17 protein-coding genes are annotated in these 14,324 nt (G+C 67.2%); 5 read left to right on the top strand and 12 right to left on the bottom strand.

All coding sequences use genetic code 11. The features are described 5' to 3' along the window. Nucleotides 1–95: 95 nt before the first annotated feature. A complete protein-coding gene (locus tag HGB10_10950; GenBank protein NTU72317.1) occupies nt 96–506 on the bottom strand; it encodes a ferredoxin in 411 nt (136 codons plus the stop codon). Continuing rightward, on the bottom strand, nt 503–946 hold the full coding sequence (locus tag HGB10_10945; GenBank protein ID NTU72316.1) for a nitrous oxide-stimulated promoter family protein: 444 nt from the start codon (nt 944–946) through the stop codon (nt 503–505). Before HGB10_10945 ends, HGB10_10950 begins: the two co-directional genes overlap by 4 nt. A gap of 168 nt (nt 947–1,114) precedes the next feature. On the opposite strand from HGB10_10945, the gene HGB10_10940 reads away from it, so the two are divergent. Continuing rightward, nucleotides 1,115–1,831 carry a Crp/Fnr family transcriptional regulator gene (locus tag HGB10_10940; protein ID NTU72315.1) on the top strand — a complete coding sequence of 239 codons (717 nt, stop codon included), beginning with the start codon at nt 1,115–1,117 and terminating at the stop codon, nt 1,829–1,831. Here HGB10_10940 and HGB10_10935 read toward each other — a convergent pair. After that, nucleotides 1,828–2,622: a hypothetical protein gene (locus HGB10_10935; GenBank protein NTU72314.1), complete on the bottom strand. Its 795-nt coding sequence runs from the start codon at nt 2,620–2,622 to the stop codon at nt 1,828–1,830. The two genes, HGB10_10940 and HGB10_10935, sit on opposite strands and share 4 nt — an antisense overlap. 55 nt (nt 2,623–2,677) lie before the next feature. Then, nucleotides 2,678–3,244, bottom strand: coding sequence for a hypothetical protein (locus HGB10_10930; GenBank protein ID NTU72313.1), 567 nt, complete (start codon nt 3,242–3,244; stop codon nt 2,678–2,680). Between the two features lie 370 nt (nt 3,245–3,614). Between HGB10_10930 and HGB10_10925 the strand changes: the two genes are divergently transcribed. Both HGB10_10925 and HGB10_10920 read left to right on the top strand, forming a co-directional pair. Next, complete coding sequence (locus HGB10_10925; GenBank protein ID NTU72312.1) at nt 3,615–4,589, top strand: WYL domain-containing protein; 975 nt, start codon at nt 3,615–3,617, stop codon at nt 4,587–4,589. Continuing rightward, a complete protein-coding gene (locus tag HGB10_10920; protein NTU72311.1) occupies nt 4,582–5,526 on the top strand; it encodes a WYL domain-containing protein in 945 nt (314 codons plus the stop codon). The genes HGB10_10925 and HGB10_10920 overlap by 8 nt, the downstream gene beginning before the upstream one ends. On the opposite strand, the gene HGB10_10915 is transcribed toward HGB10_10920, so the two are convergent. Together HGB10_10915 and HGB10_10910 are read right to left on the bottom strand one after the other, a co-directional pair. Next, on the bottom strand, nt 5,501–8,398 hold the full coding sequence (locus HGB10_10915) for a DNA polymerase III subunit epsilon (GenBank protein NTU72310.1): 2,898 nt from the start codon (nt 8,396–8,398) through the stop codon (nt 5,501–5,503). The two genes, HGB10_10920 and HGB10_10915, sit on opposite strands and share 26 nt — an antisense overlap. Before the next feature lie 133 nt (nt 8,399–8,531). After that, nucleotides 8,532–9,101, bottom strand: coding sequence for a hypothetical protein (locus HGB10_10910; GenBank protein NTU72309.1), 570 nt, complete (start codon nt 9,099–9,101; stop codon nt 8,532–8,534). Between the two features lie 129 nt (nt 9,102–9,230). Between HGB10_10910 and sdaAB the strand changes: the two genes are divergently transcribed. Then, a complete protein-coding gene (gene sdaAB, locus HGB10_10905) occupies nt 9,231–9,902 on the top strand; it encodes an L-serine ammonia-lyase, iron-sulfur-dependent, subunit beta (protein NTU72308.1) in 672 nt (223 codons plus the stop codon). Nucleotides 9,903–9,950: 48 nt separating this feature from the next. Here the strand turns inward: sdaAB and HGB10_10900 are convergent, their stop codons facing one another. The 6 genes from HGB10_10900 to HGB10_10875 form a co-directional block, all read right to left on the bottom strand. Then, nucleotides 9,951–10,415 (bottom strand): GNAT family N-acetyltransferase, encoded by a 465-nt coding sequence (locus tag HGB10_10900; protein NTU72307.1) that lies wholly within the window; start codon nt 10,413–10,415, stop codon nt 9,951–9,953. A gap of 149 nt (nt 10,416–10,564) precedes the next feature. Next, on the bottom strand, nt 10,565–10,780 hold the full coding sequence (locus HGB10_10895; protein ID NTU72306.1) for a hypothetical protein: 216 nt from the start codon (nt 10,778–10,780) through the stop codon (nt 10,565–10,567). Nucleotides 10,781–10,790: 10 nt separating this feature from the next. Continuing rightward, the gene (gene feoB, locus HGB10_10890; protein NTU72305.1) at nt 10,791–12,647 is read right to left on the bottom strand and encodes a ferrous iron transport protein B; all 1,857 of its coding nucleotides are present in this window, start codon (nt 12,645–12,647) and stop codon (nt 10,791–10,793) included. 82 nt (nt 12,648–12,729) lie between these two features. Then, nucleotides 12,730–13,008 (bottom strand): ferrous iron transport protein A, encoded by a 279-nt coding sequence (locus HGB10_10885; protein NTU72304.1) that lies wholly within the window; start codon nt 13,006–13,008, stop codon nt 12,730–12,732. Nucleotides 13,009–13,160: 152 nt separating this feature from the next. After that, nucleotides 13,161–13,418 carry a type II toxin-antitoxin system RelE/ParE family toxin gene (locus tag HGB10_10880; GenBank protein ID NTU72303.1) on the bottom strand — a complete coding sequence of 86 codons (258 nt, stop codon included), beginning with the start codon at nt 13,416–13,418 and terminating at the stop codon, nt 13,161–13,163. Between the two features lie 11 nt (nt 13,419–13,429). After that, entirely contained in the window at nt 13,430–13,660 is a 231-nt protein-coding gene (locus HGB10_10875; protein ID NTU72302.1) for a CopG family transcriptional regulator, read from the bottom strand. Nucleotides 13,661–13,815: 155 nt separating this feature from the next. Between HGB10_10875 and HGB10_10870 the strand changes: the two genes are divergently transcribed. Beyond that, the coding region (locus HGB10_10870) for a hypothetical protein (protein ID NTU72301.1) at nt 13,816–14,324 on the top strand (509 nt) is incomplete at its 3' end.

Genomic DNA, 14,324 nt, shown 5'->3' with positions numbered 1-14,324 from the left:
CAGCCGCGCGGTCGCGCGCGACCGCGAAAGCGAGGGCCCCCGGCGAGGACTGCTCGAGCGCCGGGCCTGCGCCCGACCGCTCGCGGCCTGAAGCGCTACCCGTGGATCAGCGCAGGCAAGCACCGCGTGCAAACCCAGGTAGACGTCCCCTTCGTCCGCACCGGCAGCAGCGGACCGTCGTCTTCCGAGCGACCGCAGTTGAAGCAGTGCTGCGGGATGTAGAGCGGCACGCCGGCGGCCTGCGCCTCGGCGGTCTTCTCGGCGACGTTGGCCTCGACCGCGTCGTGGCTGTAGGGGACGGTCTCGCGCGTCTCGAGTGTGAGTGCGCCGGTGGGGCACACGCCCAAGCAGAATCCGGCACCGTCGCACAGCTCTTCCTTGACGACCTTGGCCTTGCCGTCGACGAGGACAATGGCGCCCTCGGCACATGGCGAGACGCAGACGCCGCATCCGTTACAGAGTGCTTCGTCGATGTGAACGATCTGGCGGGTGACTGTGGTGCTCATCGTGGGTCCTCCTGGTGACTGGCGGCTCGGGCGGCTGCCTCGGCCTGCTTTCGGTACTTCCGTCCCTCGAGTACGTGCTTGATACCGTCGATCGCGTGGCCCTTGCGCCACGACTTCGGGCCCGAGTAGCGCATCATGTCGCGCTGCCACTCACGCTCGTCGGACTTGTAACAGTGCGTATCGCAGTGCGCGCAAAACGGCTTCGGATCCTTGGGGCAGTACGCGCGGCGCTTCTCGGCGTAGGAGAGGTGCGCCTCGCACTCGTCGCAGAGCACGAGCTTCTTGCGGTAGATGCCCAGAACCGCTCCGTCGGTCGTCGGTGCGTGTCGATCGCGATCACCGTGGTGCCCATCGCACCAGATCTGGACGAAGTCGGCGAGGGTGCGTGTGTCGCGCACGACCTCGGCGTCGTTCATCTTCTCGGCGAACCGCTCGTTCACATCCGTGCCTTTCGCTCACCTGCGACCTGCGGGCATGGCACACACTACGAAGGCGGGCGACTCCAAACCTTGACGCGAGTCAAATGCGACAAGAAAAGTCACAAATAGCGGGATCTCCCCCGAGCGCGGTATTGTTGAGCGACTCACCCACTGCAGACGAGGATCCGAATGGGCGCTTCCGACGACATCCGTCCCGACGTATACGCGGCGCTGCGAGCGTGCCGGCTGTGGCTTGCCGCTTCCAACGAGGCGGTCGAGAAGCTCGCGCGACGCGCGACCGTGCGCGAGGTCACCCGAGGCACCACGCTCGCTCGCGAGGGCGAAGCCGCCGAGGAGTTCGGCGTGCTGATATCGGGCAAGGCGCGCGTGTACTATCTGGGCGCTGACGGCCGGCAGATCACGTTCGAGACAGTGGAGTCAGGCGAGCCGCTCGCAGCTGTGGCCGCCCTGGCCGGTGCGCGCTACCCCGCCAACATCGACGCCGCCACCCCGGCGACGATCGCGACGCTGCCCACCGAGGCGCTCTTCGAGATGCTGGCCGATGAGCCGCAGGTCGCGCGCTCACTCGTGGTCAATCTCTCGAACCGCGTCGTGAACTTCACGAGCGTCGTGAGCACTCTCGCGCTCGACGTGCCCGGACGCGTCGCCCGATTCGTCTTCCAGCGCTCGCTGCAGGCCGGCCGCGCGACACCCAACGGTCTCGAAGTGGGGCTCGGCATGAAGAAGGGCGAGCTCGCGATGGCGCTCGGAACCGTGCCGGAAACTCTGTCTCGCGCGTTCGCCAAACTGCGCGACGACGGCATCATGGACGTCTCGGGCCAGACGGTCACCGTGCTCGACATGCGCGCGCTCGCGGCGCTCGCGAGCGGCTACGACGAGAACTAGGCCTCGTCGGGCGTTGTCCCGGCGGCATCATCGGTGATCGCAGCCGCCGCTCTCGCTCGGCGCTCCTGACCAGCGGCAATCGACTCCTTGACGCCCTTGTCCAGCGTGCCTGCCATCAAGAAGCCCGCGAGCAGGATCGCCGAGGCGACCATCTCGGCGGGGTAAAGACCGGCGGTGACGCCCGCGCGCGCCATGCTACCGGCGACCGCGATACACAGCGTGCCGATCGCGATGAGCACGTTGGCCCACATGCGATACGCGAACTCACGCTTGCGAGCGAAGCGCCACACCGAGATGAGCGCGCCACCCAACAGGAACAGCGTGCCTGTGATGTTGAACGGCAGCGACATGATGCGGGGGAACGAGCCAGCCGAGCCGAGCGCTTGCCCGCCTACCGTGATGCCGGGCACCAGCTTCTCCATGCGCAGCTCGGTCGTGAAGACGCCCCAAACGAAGATGACCTCGCACACGAGCAGGAACGCGAGGTAGATCCGCGGGCCGGTCTTCTTCTTCGCAAGCAGGTAATACGACCCCAGGCCGAGATAGCCCACCATCGACGCGGCCAGCACAATGTAGAAGCGGTAGACGGTGGGATTCCACACTCCCATGAGTTCGGACACCGATTCCATGAGGGCCGCGACCGCGTACATGAGCAGGCCCACGGTCCATGCGAGCTGGTGTGGCTTGCGACGACCGAGCCACTGCTTGAACACGAGCCATGTGAACACGAAGCCCAGAAGCGCCGTTGCTGCCGGCCACCACCATCCGGACCAGAACTCAGTTGCGTCCACGTGCTCCCCCTTCGCGAGTCACCCCCGAGCGGGGCGACGCTTTGTGTGTCCGGCGCTACAACTCCTTGAGCGCCGTGTATGCCTCGAGCGCCTTGTCCCGAGCCGCACGATACGCGCTCGCAGATTCGGTCGCGAGCGACCCGCCTGCAGTCGCTGTGGTCTCGCTGGCCGAGAGGGCATCCGCAAGCGCAGACTCCGCCGCGCCGAGCGCCGCGAGGCGCATCGTCACGACCGTGAGGGCGAGGTTGGCCTTGCGCTGCTCGTCCTCGTTGAGGTGCTCCTTCTCGGCGGCGAGCGAATCAGCCACCCCGGCAAGTATGGCCTTGGTGTCGGAGACCCGCATTTCGCCGTCCCTGACGCGCTGCGCGGTGCCGGGATCGAGGGGTGCCGTAACCGCCGCGTCCACGACGCCCATCGCGGCGTCCGTCTCCGCGAGCGTTGCGGTCAGGGTGTCGAGTCGCTTCGCAGCCTCAAGGCGACCCTCGACGAATCGCCAGCCGAACGCCAGCACGGCGATCGTGACGATCACGCTGCCGATGATGATCCAGGTCCAGATGCGACGCTCGCGATGCTCCTCTTCGGGAGTGAGCGGCGGGTAGTGCGACGCGAGATTCTCGTTCATCGGATCCTCTCGGAGCTGGATTCGTGTCGCTTCGTTGTACCGCACAAGACGGCGAGGGGCAAAGCCGAGCCCTCGTCGGACAAAAATCGGGGCGATTTGACGACTTTCACGCAAATTGCACCCGAGTTGGCATGCACGTTGCTTCCCACATTTTCGAGTCGAGGCGACCCGCTTTCTCCTCCCCCCTCAGAGGCGGGGAACGCCCGCTCAGGAAATGAACGACCCGCGCCCCCCACGCGGGTCGTTTCGTGTTCCTGGACGATTTCGCGAGCGGCGTACCCTCGCTCCGTGAGCGCGATACACTGTCCGCTGTCGACCGTTGCATGCGTCACAACGATGCGTGGCGACTGCGATTAGGGGAGGAACATCCGTGTCCGAGGCGGTCAATCGAGTCATAAATCTCGCGCTCTGTCTGGCAGACGCCAGCACACCTTTGAGCGCTGAGCGCATCAGGTCCGACGTCGAGGGCTACGGCCCGGGACAGGACCAGGCGGCGTTCCTGCGTATGTTCGAGCGCGACAAGGAGCTTCTGCGCGCCGCCGGCTTCGTCATCAACGGCGACGAGGATGGCACCTACACGCTGGACCGCGCCGCGTCGTTCGCGACCCCCATCGAGCTCTCGCACGAGGAGGCCGCCGCAGTACAAGCCGCAGCGACGGCGATGCTCTCGGACCCCTCGTATCCGTACGCCGACGAGCTGAGGCTCGCTCTGGCCAAGATCACGACCGGCGTTGACACCGACTCGGTCGCCTCGGCGGCGCGGCTCGCCGATGAGAACCCGGCGCAGCAAGGCGTCGTGGTCGCAGCGCTGTGGTCTGCTGCCGAACGCGGAAAGCCGGCGTCATTCACCTACACCAACTCGTATGGTGCGACGGCGCCACATCACGTGGAGCCCTACGGCGTCTTCCTGCACGACGGCCGCTGGTACCTCGTGGGCCGCGATACCAACCTCGACGACGTGCGCACCTACACGTGCTCGCGCATGGATGACGTGGTGGTCGAGACCGCGCGCCCCGCAACGCCGGACTTCGAGCGCCCCGCCGACTTCGACGTGCGCGTGTTCGTGCGCCTGCCGTTCCAGTACGGACCCCCCGCCGATGAGTTCGTGGCCGAGCTTCGCTTTGACGGTTCCGCAGCATGGCGAGCGGAGTCCCTCTCGGCAGGCCAGGGCGAGCTGACGCCGCGCTCGGATGGCGGGGTCGACTGGCGAGTCAGTGCACGCTCGGGACCTCGCCTCGCGCGGTTCGTCGTCGAGAGCGGGCCGGGGCTTGCGATCGTGGGACCGGAGTCGCTGTCCGGCTCGATGGTCGAAGGTCTTGAGGAGGTGCTCCGCATCCATGGCTAGAGCCAATGCAGGCGACAGCGCACGGCGCCTCATCGCGCTACTCGGCAAGATGACCGAGGGTGCCGAGCTGCCCATCGACCAGCTCGCGAAGTCGCTCGGCACCACGCCCACCCAGCTCGCAGGCGACCTCGAGTCGCTGTGCACGTGCGGCGTGGCGCCCTATACACCCGACTGCTATATCGACGCGTTCGTGGTCGACGGAGTGCTCGAGGTCAACATGCCGCTGCCGGCCGTGCGCTCAGCCGTGCGGCTGTCCACGACCGAGGCTGCCGCGCTCGTATCCGCGCTCTCAGCGACGGGTTTTCCCGCCGACGACCCGCTCACGAGCAGGCTGCTGTCGGCTTCGGCAGCCGGATTCGACGCCGAGTCACTCGAGCGCACGCTGCTCGCCACGATCGCGACTCACGACGGTCTCGTGTTCGAGACGCTCGCCTCGGCGGTCCGCGACCACTCGGTGGTTGCGATCTCGTACCAGAGCGACGGAACGGCCAGCCCAACCGACCGAGACGTCGAACCGCTGCGCCTGTTCGCGGACCGAGGGGCCTGGTACCTGTCGGCCTGGTGTCGAACGGCGGGGGCGTTTCGCACGTTCCGCATCGACCGCATCCGGGCGGCGGCCCCAACGGCCGAGCGCTTCCAGCGAGTCGCCGGCACCGACGACGGCGCGGCCTTGGCGTTCGTTCCCGACGGCTTGCCCTACGCCACCCTGCGATTCACCCCCGGCGAGACGTTCATAGAGCGTGAGTGGCCTGGCGGCCGGGTCGTGTCCGAGGAGCCCGACGGCTCGACCCTCGCTGAGGTGCCCTTTGGGGGCACGCCGTGGATCGCGCGCCGCATCGTCGCGCGGCTCGGTGCGGTCGAGGCGCTTGGTCCCGCCGAAGTGCGCGAGGCCGTCGCTGAGCTGGCGGATGCTACCGGCCGAAGCGCTCGCCGATAGCCCCGACCGCCTGCGAAGCGGTCATGCGCTCGATGTTGGCGACGGGCAGCGCGGCGACGAACTCGCGTCCGTAGGCCTTCTGCACCACGCGCGCATCGGCGATGACCAGGCAGCCGGTGTCGGTGGTCGAGCGGATGAGCCGGCCCGCTGCCTGCTTGAGCTCGATGACCGCCTCCGGCAGCGTGTACCGGCGCCACGCCACGCGACCTTCGCGCAGCTCGCGCTCTTTGGCGAGCGGATCGGTGGGGCGTCCAAATGGCAGCTTGGGCACGACCACGCAGCGCAACGTGTCGCCCTTGGCGTCGAATCCCTCCCAGAAGCTCTTGAGTGCGAACAGCGAGAGGCGCTCATCGGCGATGAACTCGTCGCGGAGCCGCTTGGCGCTTGTACCTCGCTTCTGGCACAGCAACGAAATGCCCGCGCGCTCAAGTCGCGGCTCCAGAATCGCGTGCAGGTGTTCCATGTCACGGCGGTTTGTGAACAGCGTGAGCACGCTGCCGCCCATCGCGAGGTGCACGCCCTCGAGCAGCGCCTCGAGATCCGCGAGGTAGCCGCGCTCGGCGGGAAGCGCGATGTCAGTGGGCACGAAGACCGACATCTGGCGCTCGAAGTCGTAGCTGCTGGCGAGCTGCAAGGCTCGGTGCTCGTCGTCGCCGAGCCGATCGAGACCGACGCTTCGCTCGAAGTGGTCGAAGCTGTTGCCGGTCGCGATGGTCGCCGAGGTGAACACGACGCTCTTCATGCGCGGGTACAGGTCGCACGCCAGCACCTCGCCGACGTCGAGGCGCTCGGCCAGGAGCTTCTCGGCGGGGCGAGTCCGTCGGCGATCGAGCTCGACGGAGTAGACGAACGACTCATCCTCGCCGTCGAGTACCGCGACGAGCCCGGCTCGCTGCTCGGCGAGTCGAGAGATCAGGCCGACGAGATCCGCGCGGCCCTCGGTGACGTCGGCGCCCCACTCCTCGAGCAGCGTCATCAGCTCGCGCCCGTCGGCGAGCAGCGCTTCGAGCCGTTTGGCGAGCGACGCGCCGGTCGACGCGACGGTGCCCCACGGGCCGGTGTCCCGAACGCCTTCGGTGACCCACAGGCTCGCCGAGTCGTACTCCGAGTCGCCGGTCAGTGCGGAGAGATCCTTGACGAAGTCGAAGAGCGAGTCGGTGAGCGTGGCGCACCGAGCGACCTGCTCTTCCATGCGAGCGATGACGCCGAGGATCCCGGCCGTCGACGAGCTGCCGCGAAGCTGTCGCCGGATGGTGTCGAGCAGGCCACCGCGGCCTTTCGCCGCGAGCGCTGTGAGGACGACCCCGAGCTCGATGTGGCTCGCGCCGGTGGTGAGTTGGCGGCGCGCCTCGGTCTCGGCGGAGTGCGCTTCGTCGACGATCCAGTGGCGGATGGGCGGAAGGATGCCGCCTTGCGCGACAACGTCTCGGAAGAGCAGCGCGTGGTTGGTGACGACGATGTTGGCGCTGGCCGCGCGGCGCCTCACCCCGTGCAGGTAGCACAGGTGCGGGAAGAACCGGCAGCGCTTCTTGGTGCAGTCGGCCTGCGAAGCCTGAATCGCGGTGCGCAGCTCGCGCTGTCCCCAGTGCAGGTTGATGGCGTCGAGGTCACCCCAGCCAGACTGCACCGCCCACGAGTAGAGCATCCCCACCGAGGCAAGCGTGTCCGAGTCGGCCGTCGCCGAGTCGATCTCACCCGCGTAGCGCTCGAGTTTGCGCAGGCAGGGATAGTGGTCGTAGCCCTTGAGCGCGGCGTATCGCAGCTCACCGCCGAGCGCCTCGTTGAGACGCGGCAGCTCGTGGTAGACGAGCTGGTCCATGAGCGCGTTGGTCTTGGTAGCGACGCCGACGCCCACCCGGTTCTCGATGGAGTACAACGCAGCCGGCAACAGATACGCGATGGACTTGCCGACGCCCGTACCCGCCTCGATGGCGAGATGCGTACCCGTGTCGAATGCCTCAAGAACGGCGCCGGCCATCTCGAGCTGCTCGGAGCGAGATTCGAATCCGGGGTACATGCGCCCGGCGATCCCCGCTTCCGAGAACTCGGAGAGCACCGATGCCGGGTCGGGGCAGGTGCAGGCGACCTCGTCGGCGTCGTGAAGTGTCTCGCCCTTGTCGGCTGCTACGCGTTTGCGGCGCGCCTCTCGCAGGTCGAAGACGGCGCCGGGAGCGGCGGCGGCGATGCGGGCGAGCACGGCGCGAGCCGGCCAGTTGGCGTCACGGCCGAAGTCCGTGAGTCGATGCAGCAGTCCCGGAGGCAGATCTGTGAGCGCGGTCAGCGCGATGCGCCACACGCGCGCCAGCGCCTCCACATCCGGCAGGGCTCGGTGCGCCGGGCCGCTCGTGGTGACGCCGAACGCGTCCGAGAGGTCCGTGAGGCGATGCGAACGAAGGCGAGGCAGCGCGATGCGCACCACCTCGAGCGAGTCGAGCCAGTCGCCGCGCACCGCATGGCGACCCACGACGCGCTCGATGAACGCCCGATCGAAGCTGGCGTTGTGGGCAACGATGTCGCGATCACCCACGAAGGTGAGAAGCGCCGAGACCGCGGACTCTGCGGAAGGCATCCCGCGGACCATGTCCGAGTCGATTCCGGTGAGCTTTGTGATCTCGGGGGTGATGGGGACGATCGGGTCGACAAGTGTGGAAAATGTCTCGATGATCTCGGGGCCGCGCATGATGGCGGCACCGATCTCGATGATGTGATCGCGATCCGCATCCCAGCCGGTGGTCTCGAGATCGACCACCGCGATCTCGTCGTCGAGGCCGAAGACGGCGGTCAGCGAGCGCTCGGCAAGCGAGGCGTACGCCGCGCGAACGTCGGGGTCTGTCCCAGGGACGAGGTAGGTGTCGAGAGTCTTAAGAGTCACCCGCCGAGAGTAGCACGCGATAGCGACATGAAACGGGGCGACGCGCGACGCCGCCCGGGCACGAAAACCCCTCCCGAAACGCAAGCGAGGCGCCCCGAAGGACGCCTCGCAGAGTCACGATGTGGTGTGTGCGTTACTCGACGGTACCACCCATGACGCGGGACTCGACGAACCAGGTGTCGCCGACCTTCTTGAAGTTCCAGGTGTAGGTGATCGGCATGGCCGGATTCTCCTGCACGGCGGCGACGGAGACGGTGTCGCCGGACTCGACGGGCTTACCCATCTTGTAGCCCGTGATGCCGTACTGCTTCACCTGCGAGGTGTACGACGCGACGTCTCCATAGCTCTTCTGCTTGTCCACGGGAAGCATCTTGTAGGCTTCCTCGAACTTACCGGCGATGACAGCCTCGTTGTAGGCCTTCACGAACGCCTCGGGAGTGGTGCCACCCGGGACCTTGGTCGCGGTCTTCGCGTCGAACGCTACGGGCTCACCCGTCGCGGCGGGAGCGCCACTGGGAGCTGCACCCATCGGCGATGCGCCGGCGTCAGCGCCTGCGGGCGCCGTCGTGTCGAGCGCTGCCAGCTTGGCGGCCTGCGACTGCTGGTACACCAGAACGCCGACGAGGGCAGCCAGGAGAACCGCCACGACCACGAGGGCAATGACGATCGTCTGCTGATTGCTGGATTGAGTCTGATCGGACATGGGCCTTCCTTTCGCAAATGCATACGTGTTGCTTGCCTGAACATTGCACCTGATGTGCCCGCACACTATACCGTCGAGAGTATAGACGCGTACAGCATCCCTAAGGTTCACGAATGCTAGGATTAGCGAATGTCGCGCCAGCGCAGCATATTCGACGTAGTCGGTCCGGTCATGATCGGTCCGTCGTCCAGTCACACCGCCGGCGCGTGTCGTCTCGGTGAGCTCGCCCGCGCCATTCTCGGCAGCACCCCCGCACGCGTCCACGTGCTGCTCCACGGCTCGTTCGCGTCGACCGGACGCGGCCACGGAACCGACCTTGCGCTGATCGCCGGCTTGCTCGGCATGAGGCCCGATGACGAACGGATTCCGCACTCGTTCGATGTCGCCGCCGAGCAGGGACTCGTCTTCGACTTCGCGTTCCACGAGCTTGGCGACGCGCATCCCAACACGGCGGAGTTCGCGTTGACCGATGCGGCCGGTAGGCAGCTCTCGGTGCGCGGCTCATCCCTTGGCGGAGGCGACGTCGTCGTCACCCGCGTGGACGACTACGACGTGGAGATCAGCGGTGACCTGCCCGTGCTGGTCGTTGGCCACCAGGATCGCCCCGGCGTGATCGCCGCAGTCACCAGTATGCTCGCCGAGAGCAACACCAACATCGCGACCATGCAGGTCTCCCGGGAGCGCCGTGGCGCCAACGCGCTGATGCTCATCGCCACCGATGCCCCCGTGGCCGCCGAGACGGTCGCGCTGATCGCTGCTCAGCCCGGCGTCACGAGCGTGCAGCCGGTCTCGGCGGTCTGACGCGCGTCGCGCAGCGGCGATGCGCTGGAACGCTGCTCGGTCGCTGCCTCAGTCGGCGTCGTCAACCGGTCGCCACGCCGGTTCGCCCGCGTACTCGGTGAACAGCCGCATCTCAGGCGTCGCGTGGAATCCCAGGCGTTCGTACAACTCACGGCCCTGATCGCTCGCGTGCAGTGTGATGAGCGGTACCCCTGATGCCGTCGCACAGTCGATCGTCGCGGTCATGAGGGCACGCGCGATGCCTTTGCGCCGATACTCCGGCAGTACGTACATCCCGAGGACGTACGCCTGGCGTCCGGCGAAGTTGCGGGGACTCGGCGGTACCGACTGCCACACCACCACGACGGTAGCGACGGTGACGGGCGACTCGTCGGTTCGCTCGCGGTCGCCGATCGTCTCGGCGACGTACCCGGTGCAGCCACCGCCCGCGAACTGCTCGCGCAGGTACTCCTCGGCGAGAGGGGCGACCAGCGCCAGGCGCTCCTCGTCGGTCCAGCCCAGCTCGCGGAACATGCGCGAGCGGAACTCGACGACGGTGGGGATGTCGTCGGCGGCAGCGGGGCGGATCAGGACGTCATCGGCGATCGGCTGCTCGGGACTCATCGGCGGGTCCTCAGGTCGCGGCGGACTCTGAGCCGATTCTAGCGCGGCGGCCCGAGCCGTCACGTCAACGGCGTGCCCGGATGCTCGTCGTCGTCGATCGCATCATCGCTGGGAAGCGGTGCGTCGGTCGGTCGCGGCACGCTACCGGTCTTGCACGAGCTGCCGCATACCGAGCACGACCCGCTGCAGCCGACAACCTTGAGCGCGTTGCAGCGCGGGCAGCGGACCTCGGGCGACTCGAAGCCGCAGGCGGGGCATGTGGCGAGCACGGTCATCGGCAGGTCCTCACGCGATCCGGAGCACTCTGGCGATGATACCGCCGAGAACGAACGCGAGCCCGATCGAGCTTGCGAACAGCCCGACCGTGTAGCCCCAGCCGCGCTCCTTGAGGACGACCATCGTGCTTGCGATGCACGGCACGAACAGCGTGATCGTGATCATAGCGACGAGCAGCTGGGCCTGCGTCAGCCCCATCGTGAAGAAGCCGGCGGCCCCGAAGTCGCGGCGCACGAAGCCCATCACGAACGCGGCGGCGGCCTCGGCGGGCAGTCCGAGCCAACCCACGGTGAGCGGCTTGGCGACGACGATGACCCACTCGAGCACGCCTGTGACCTGCAGGATCGAGATGAAGGCGGCGCCCGCGAGGAAGAACACGGTGACCTCCTTCATGAAGCCCCACACCTTGACGCCGCTCTTGCGGACGACGTTGTCGAGGCGCGGCATCCGCAGCGACGGCAGGTCGATGAGCAGGTCGGTCGAGGTGCCCGGGACGATCTTGTTCAGCGCAGTCCCCAGAGCCACGAAGATGCCGAGCAGCACACCCAGGTACGCCGCCGAGAACGCCGGCGAGGTCTTGGCCATGAGCGAGGCGATGACGGCTATCTGTGCCGAACAGGGCACCGCGATGGCCATCAACGCCGTCGCGATGAAGCGCTCGCGCTTGGACCCGAGGATGCGCGTGGTCAGCGTGCCCATGGTGATGCACCCGAGGCCGAGGATGAGCGGGATGACCGCACGGCCGTTGAGTCCCATCGAGGTGAGCGAGCGGTCGGTGAGCGCAGCGATTCTCGGGAGGTAGCCGGTATCTTCGAGCAGCGAAAGCAGCAGATAGAACGCGGTCACGAGCGGCAGAATCACCGCGAGCAGGTACGTGGGCGTCATCGTGAGCACGCCAAACTCGCCCGCAAGGATGACGTAGAGCGGCGACTCAGGCGCGAAGACGCGGCCCACGAGCGACTGCACGAGCGGGATATAGTGCTCGCCCATGATGTCGCCCTCGAGGAAGCCGACCACGCCGCCGGCGACCCACTGGCCGATGACGATATACATGAACGCGAGCAGCCCGAGCAGCATCGGCACGCCGGTAAGCGGGTGCATCATCGCGTGCGACAACTTGGCGCTGAAGCCGGCGCCGGTGGTGGTCTCTCGGATCACGTGGCCGCAGATGTCATTGACGCGCGTGCGGCGGCGGACGTAGATCTCGTCGCGGTGGACGCCGGGTTCGATACCGTGACGCTCGCTGACGAACTCGTCGCCCTCGAGCACCATGAGCGCCTCGGCCCGCGAGCCCACCCGTGACGCCATCTCGACGATGTCGGCATCGAGGGTGACATCGGCGTGACCCGTGCGCGAGCGGGCGATTGCCGCGCGAAGCTCATCGAATCCGAGTCCTTCGACGGCGACCGTCTCGACCACTGGCACGCCGAGCAGATCCTCGAGCAGGTCACGGTCGACGGCGACACCACGGCGGCGCGCCTCATCGGCCATGTTGAGCGCGACGACCATGCGCTTGCCCATGTCGACGAGTTGCAGCGTCAGGAACAGGTCGCGCTCGAGGTGCACCGCATCGACGACGTTCACGACGATGTCTCCGGACAGGATGATGTCGCGGGCGACGGTCTCCTCGTCGTTGAAGCTCGAGACGCCGTAGACGCCGGGGGTGTCGATGACGTCGTGCTCCCCCAATCGGCCGCGCGTGAGCTCGACCGTGGTGCCGGGGAAGTTGCTGACGTCGACGTAGGTACCGGTCAGCGCGTTGAAGACGACCGACTTACCTACGTTGGGATTGCCTGCGAGCACGATGGTCTCGCATCCCGGCCGCGCGATGGTGCCCGCGGCGGTGTGGCAGTGCGCCTCACTCATGACCGAACTCCTTTGTGTTGTGCTGGCCGAGCAGACCTGCGTGACGATCGCGACGCCAAAGCGCCGCTCCCGTTCGCTGGAGTCAGCTGCTCAACCTGCGGACGCTGATGCGCTTCGCAAGCGCGCGTCCGACTGCTATTTCCTGACGACCGCTCTTGACCACGAGCGGACCGGCGGGGATTCGGGTGACACATTCGACGCACGCGCCTTCCGCCATCCCGAAGCGCAGGGCCTGCACGCGAGCGTGTCCATCGTCCACCGATACGATCTCGATGCGCTCGCCCTTACGGATGCAATCCAGCGTGCAGACGTCACAAGGGAGCGGCTGCGCTTCGTTGCTGCTGGGCGAGAGACCGGACATCTACGACTCCTCGGGTGCTGTGCGGGTGTGGCTACTTAGTATGTGCTAAGTAATGTGCCACGCGAATACTACGCGCTTTGCACACCTGCGTCAAATGGTGAGTGGATTGGTGAGGATTGAGGGGTCGCTCAGGGACAGCGATAGGCCTCGCGTTAGAGCCCTCGATACACATCTCTGCGATGGCCCACCTTCACCACCCAGACGATAAGTCGGGCGTCCTCGACCGAGTAGACGATGCGGTAGTCCCCTTGGCGAACCCGGTAGCGGTCACCGCCAGCAAGCTTCTCGCATCCGCGCGGCCTCGGCTCATCGGCGAGCCGACCGATTCGCTCCACCACCTGCTGGCGTGCCTTGAGCGGCAACTGCTCGATTTCGCGCACCGCCGACGCCTTGAGCTCAATCGAGTACATGGGCGTCGACCCTAGATCTTGCCGTCGCGCCTCAGCGCAGCCACGAAGTCACCGTACGGGATCGTCGACTCTGCGGCACGCTCCTCGAAGGCCGCGAGGTCCTCGGCGTCCTCAGCGAGTGAGCGACGGATGGCGGAGTTAACCAGGTCGGAGATGCTGCGATCCGTCTCGACGGCCTTGAGCCGGAGGGCGCGGTGCAGATCGGATTCCAAGTACACAGTGGTTCGGCGTGCGTCAGTCATGCAGATCACCTCACTGACACCATAACGCTATGACGTCATAACGTCTACGCCGCCGAAACGGCTGGCGCTCGACTCCCATCAATGCCCACCCGGCCCCACGCGTTACAATCTGGGCGGCGCGCTGCACCCGGCGCGCGATTCATGAGAGGACCTCTGTGGCATACGCGTCATTCGAAGAACTACTTCTCGCCGCCGACGAGCACGGCTCGCTCGGCCGTGCGGCGCTTGCCGCCGAGGTCGCCGAGAGCGGGCTGTCGGCCATCGACGTCCGCGCGCGCATGCGCGAGACGCTCGGCGTGATGCGTGACGCGATCGAGCGCGGGCTCGCTGGCGAGGCTCGTTCACGCTCCGGGTTCGTGGGCGGCGACGCGCGCAAGGTCGCGACCTCCTCGGCGGGGCCGCTCGGCGGTACGTTCGCCGAGACGCTCGCGGCGGCGCTCGCCACCGGCGAGGTCAACGCCGCGATGGGTCGCATCGTCGCAGCGCCCACGGGCGGCGCATCGGGCGTGCTGCCTGCCGTCGTGCTGACGGTCGGCGCCGAGCGTTGCGCGACCGAGGAGGCGCTCACCGACGCACTGTTCGCGGCGGCGGGTGTGGGCGCGGTCATCGCTGCGCGCGCGACGCTCTCGGGTGCGCTGGGCGGATGCCAAGCCGAGATCGGCTC

This window comes from Coriobacteriia bacterium, assembly GCA_013334745.1.
In the GTDB taxonomy this organism is placed as follows: Bacteria; Actinomycetota; Coriobacteriia; order Anaerosomatales; family JAAXUF01; genus JAAXWY01.
The sequence above is the reverse complement of the archived record's forward strand: the minus strand, read 5'-3'. Positions and strand labels throughout refer to the sequence as shown.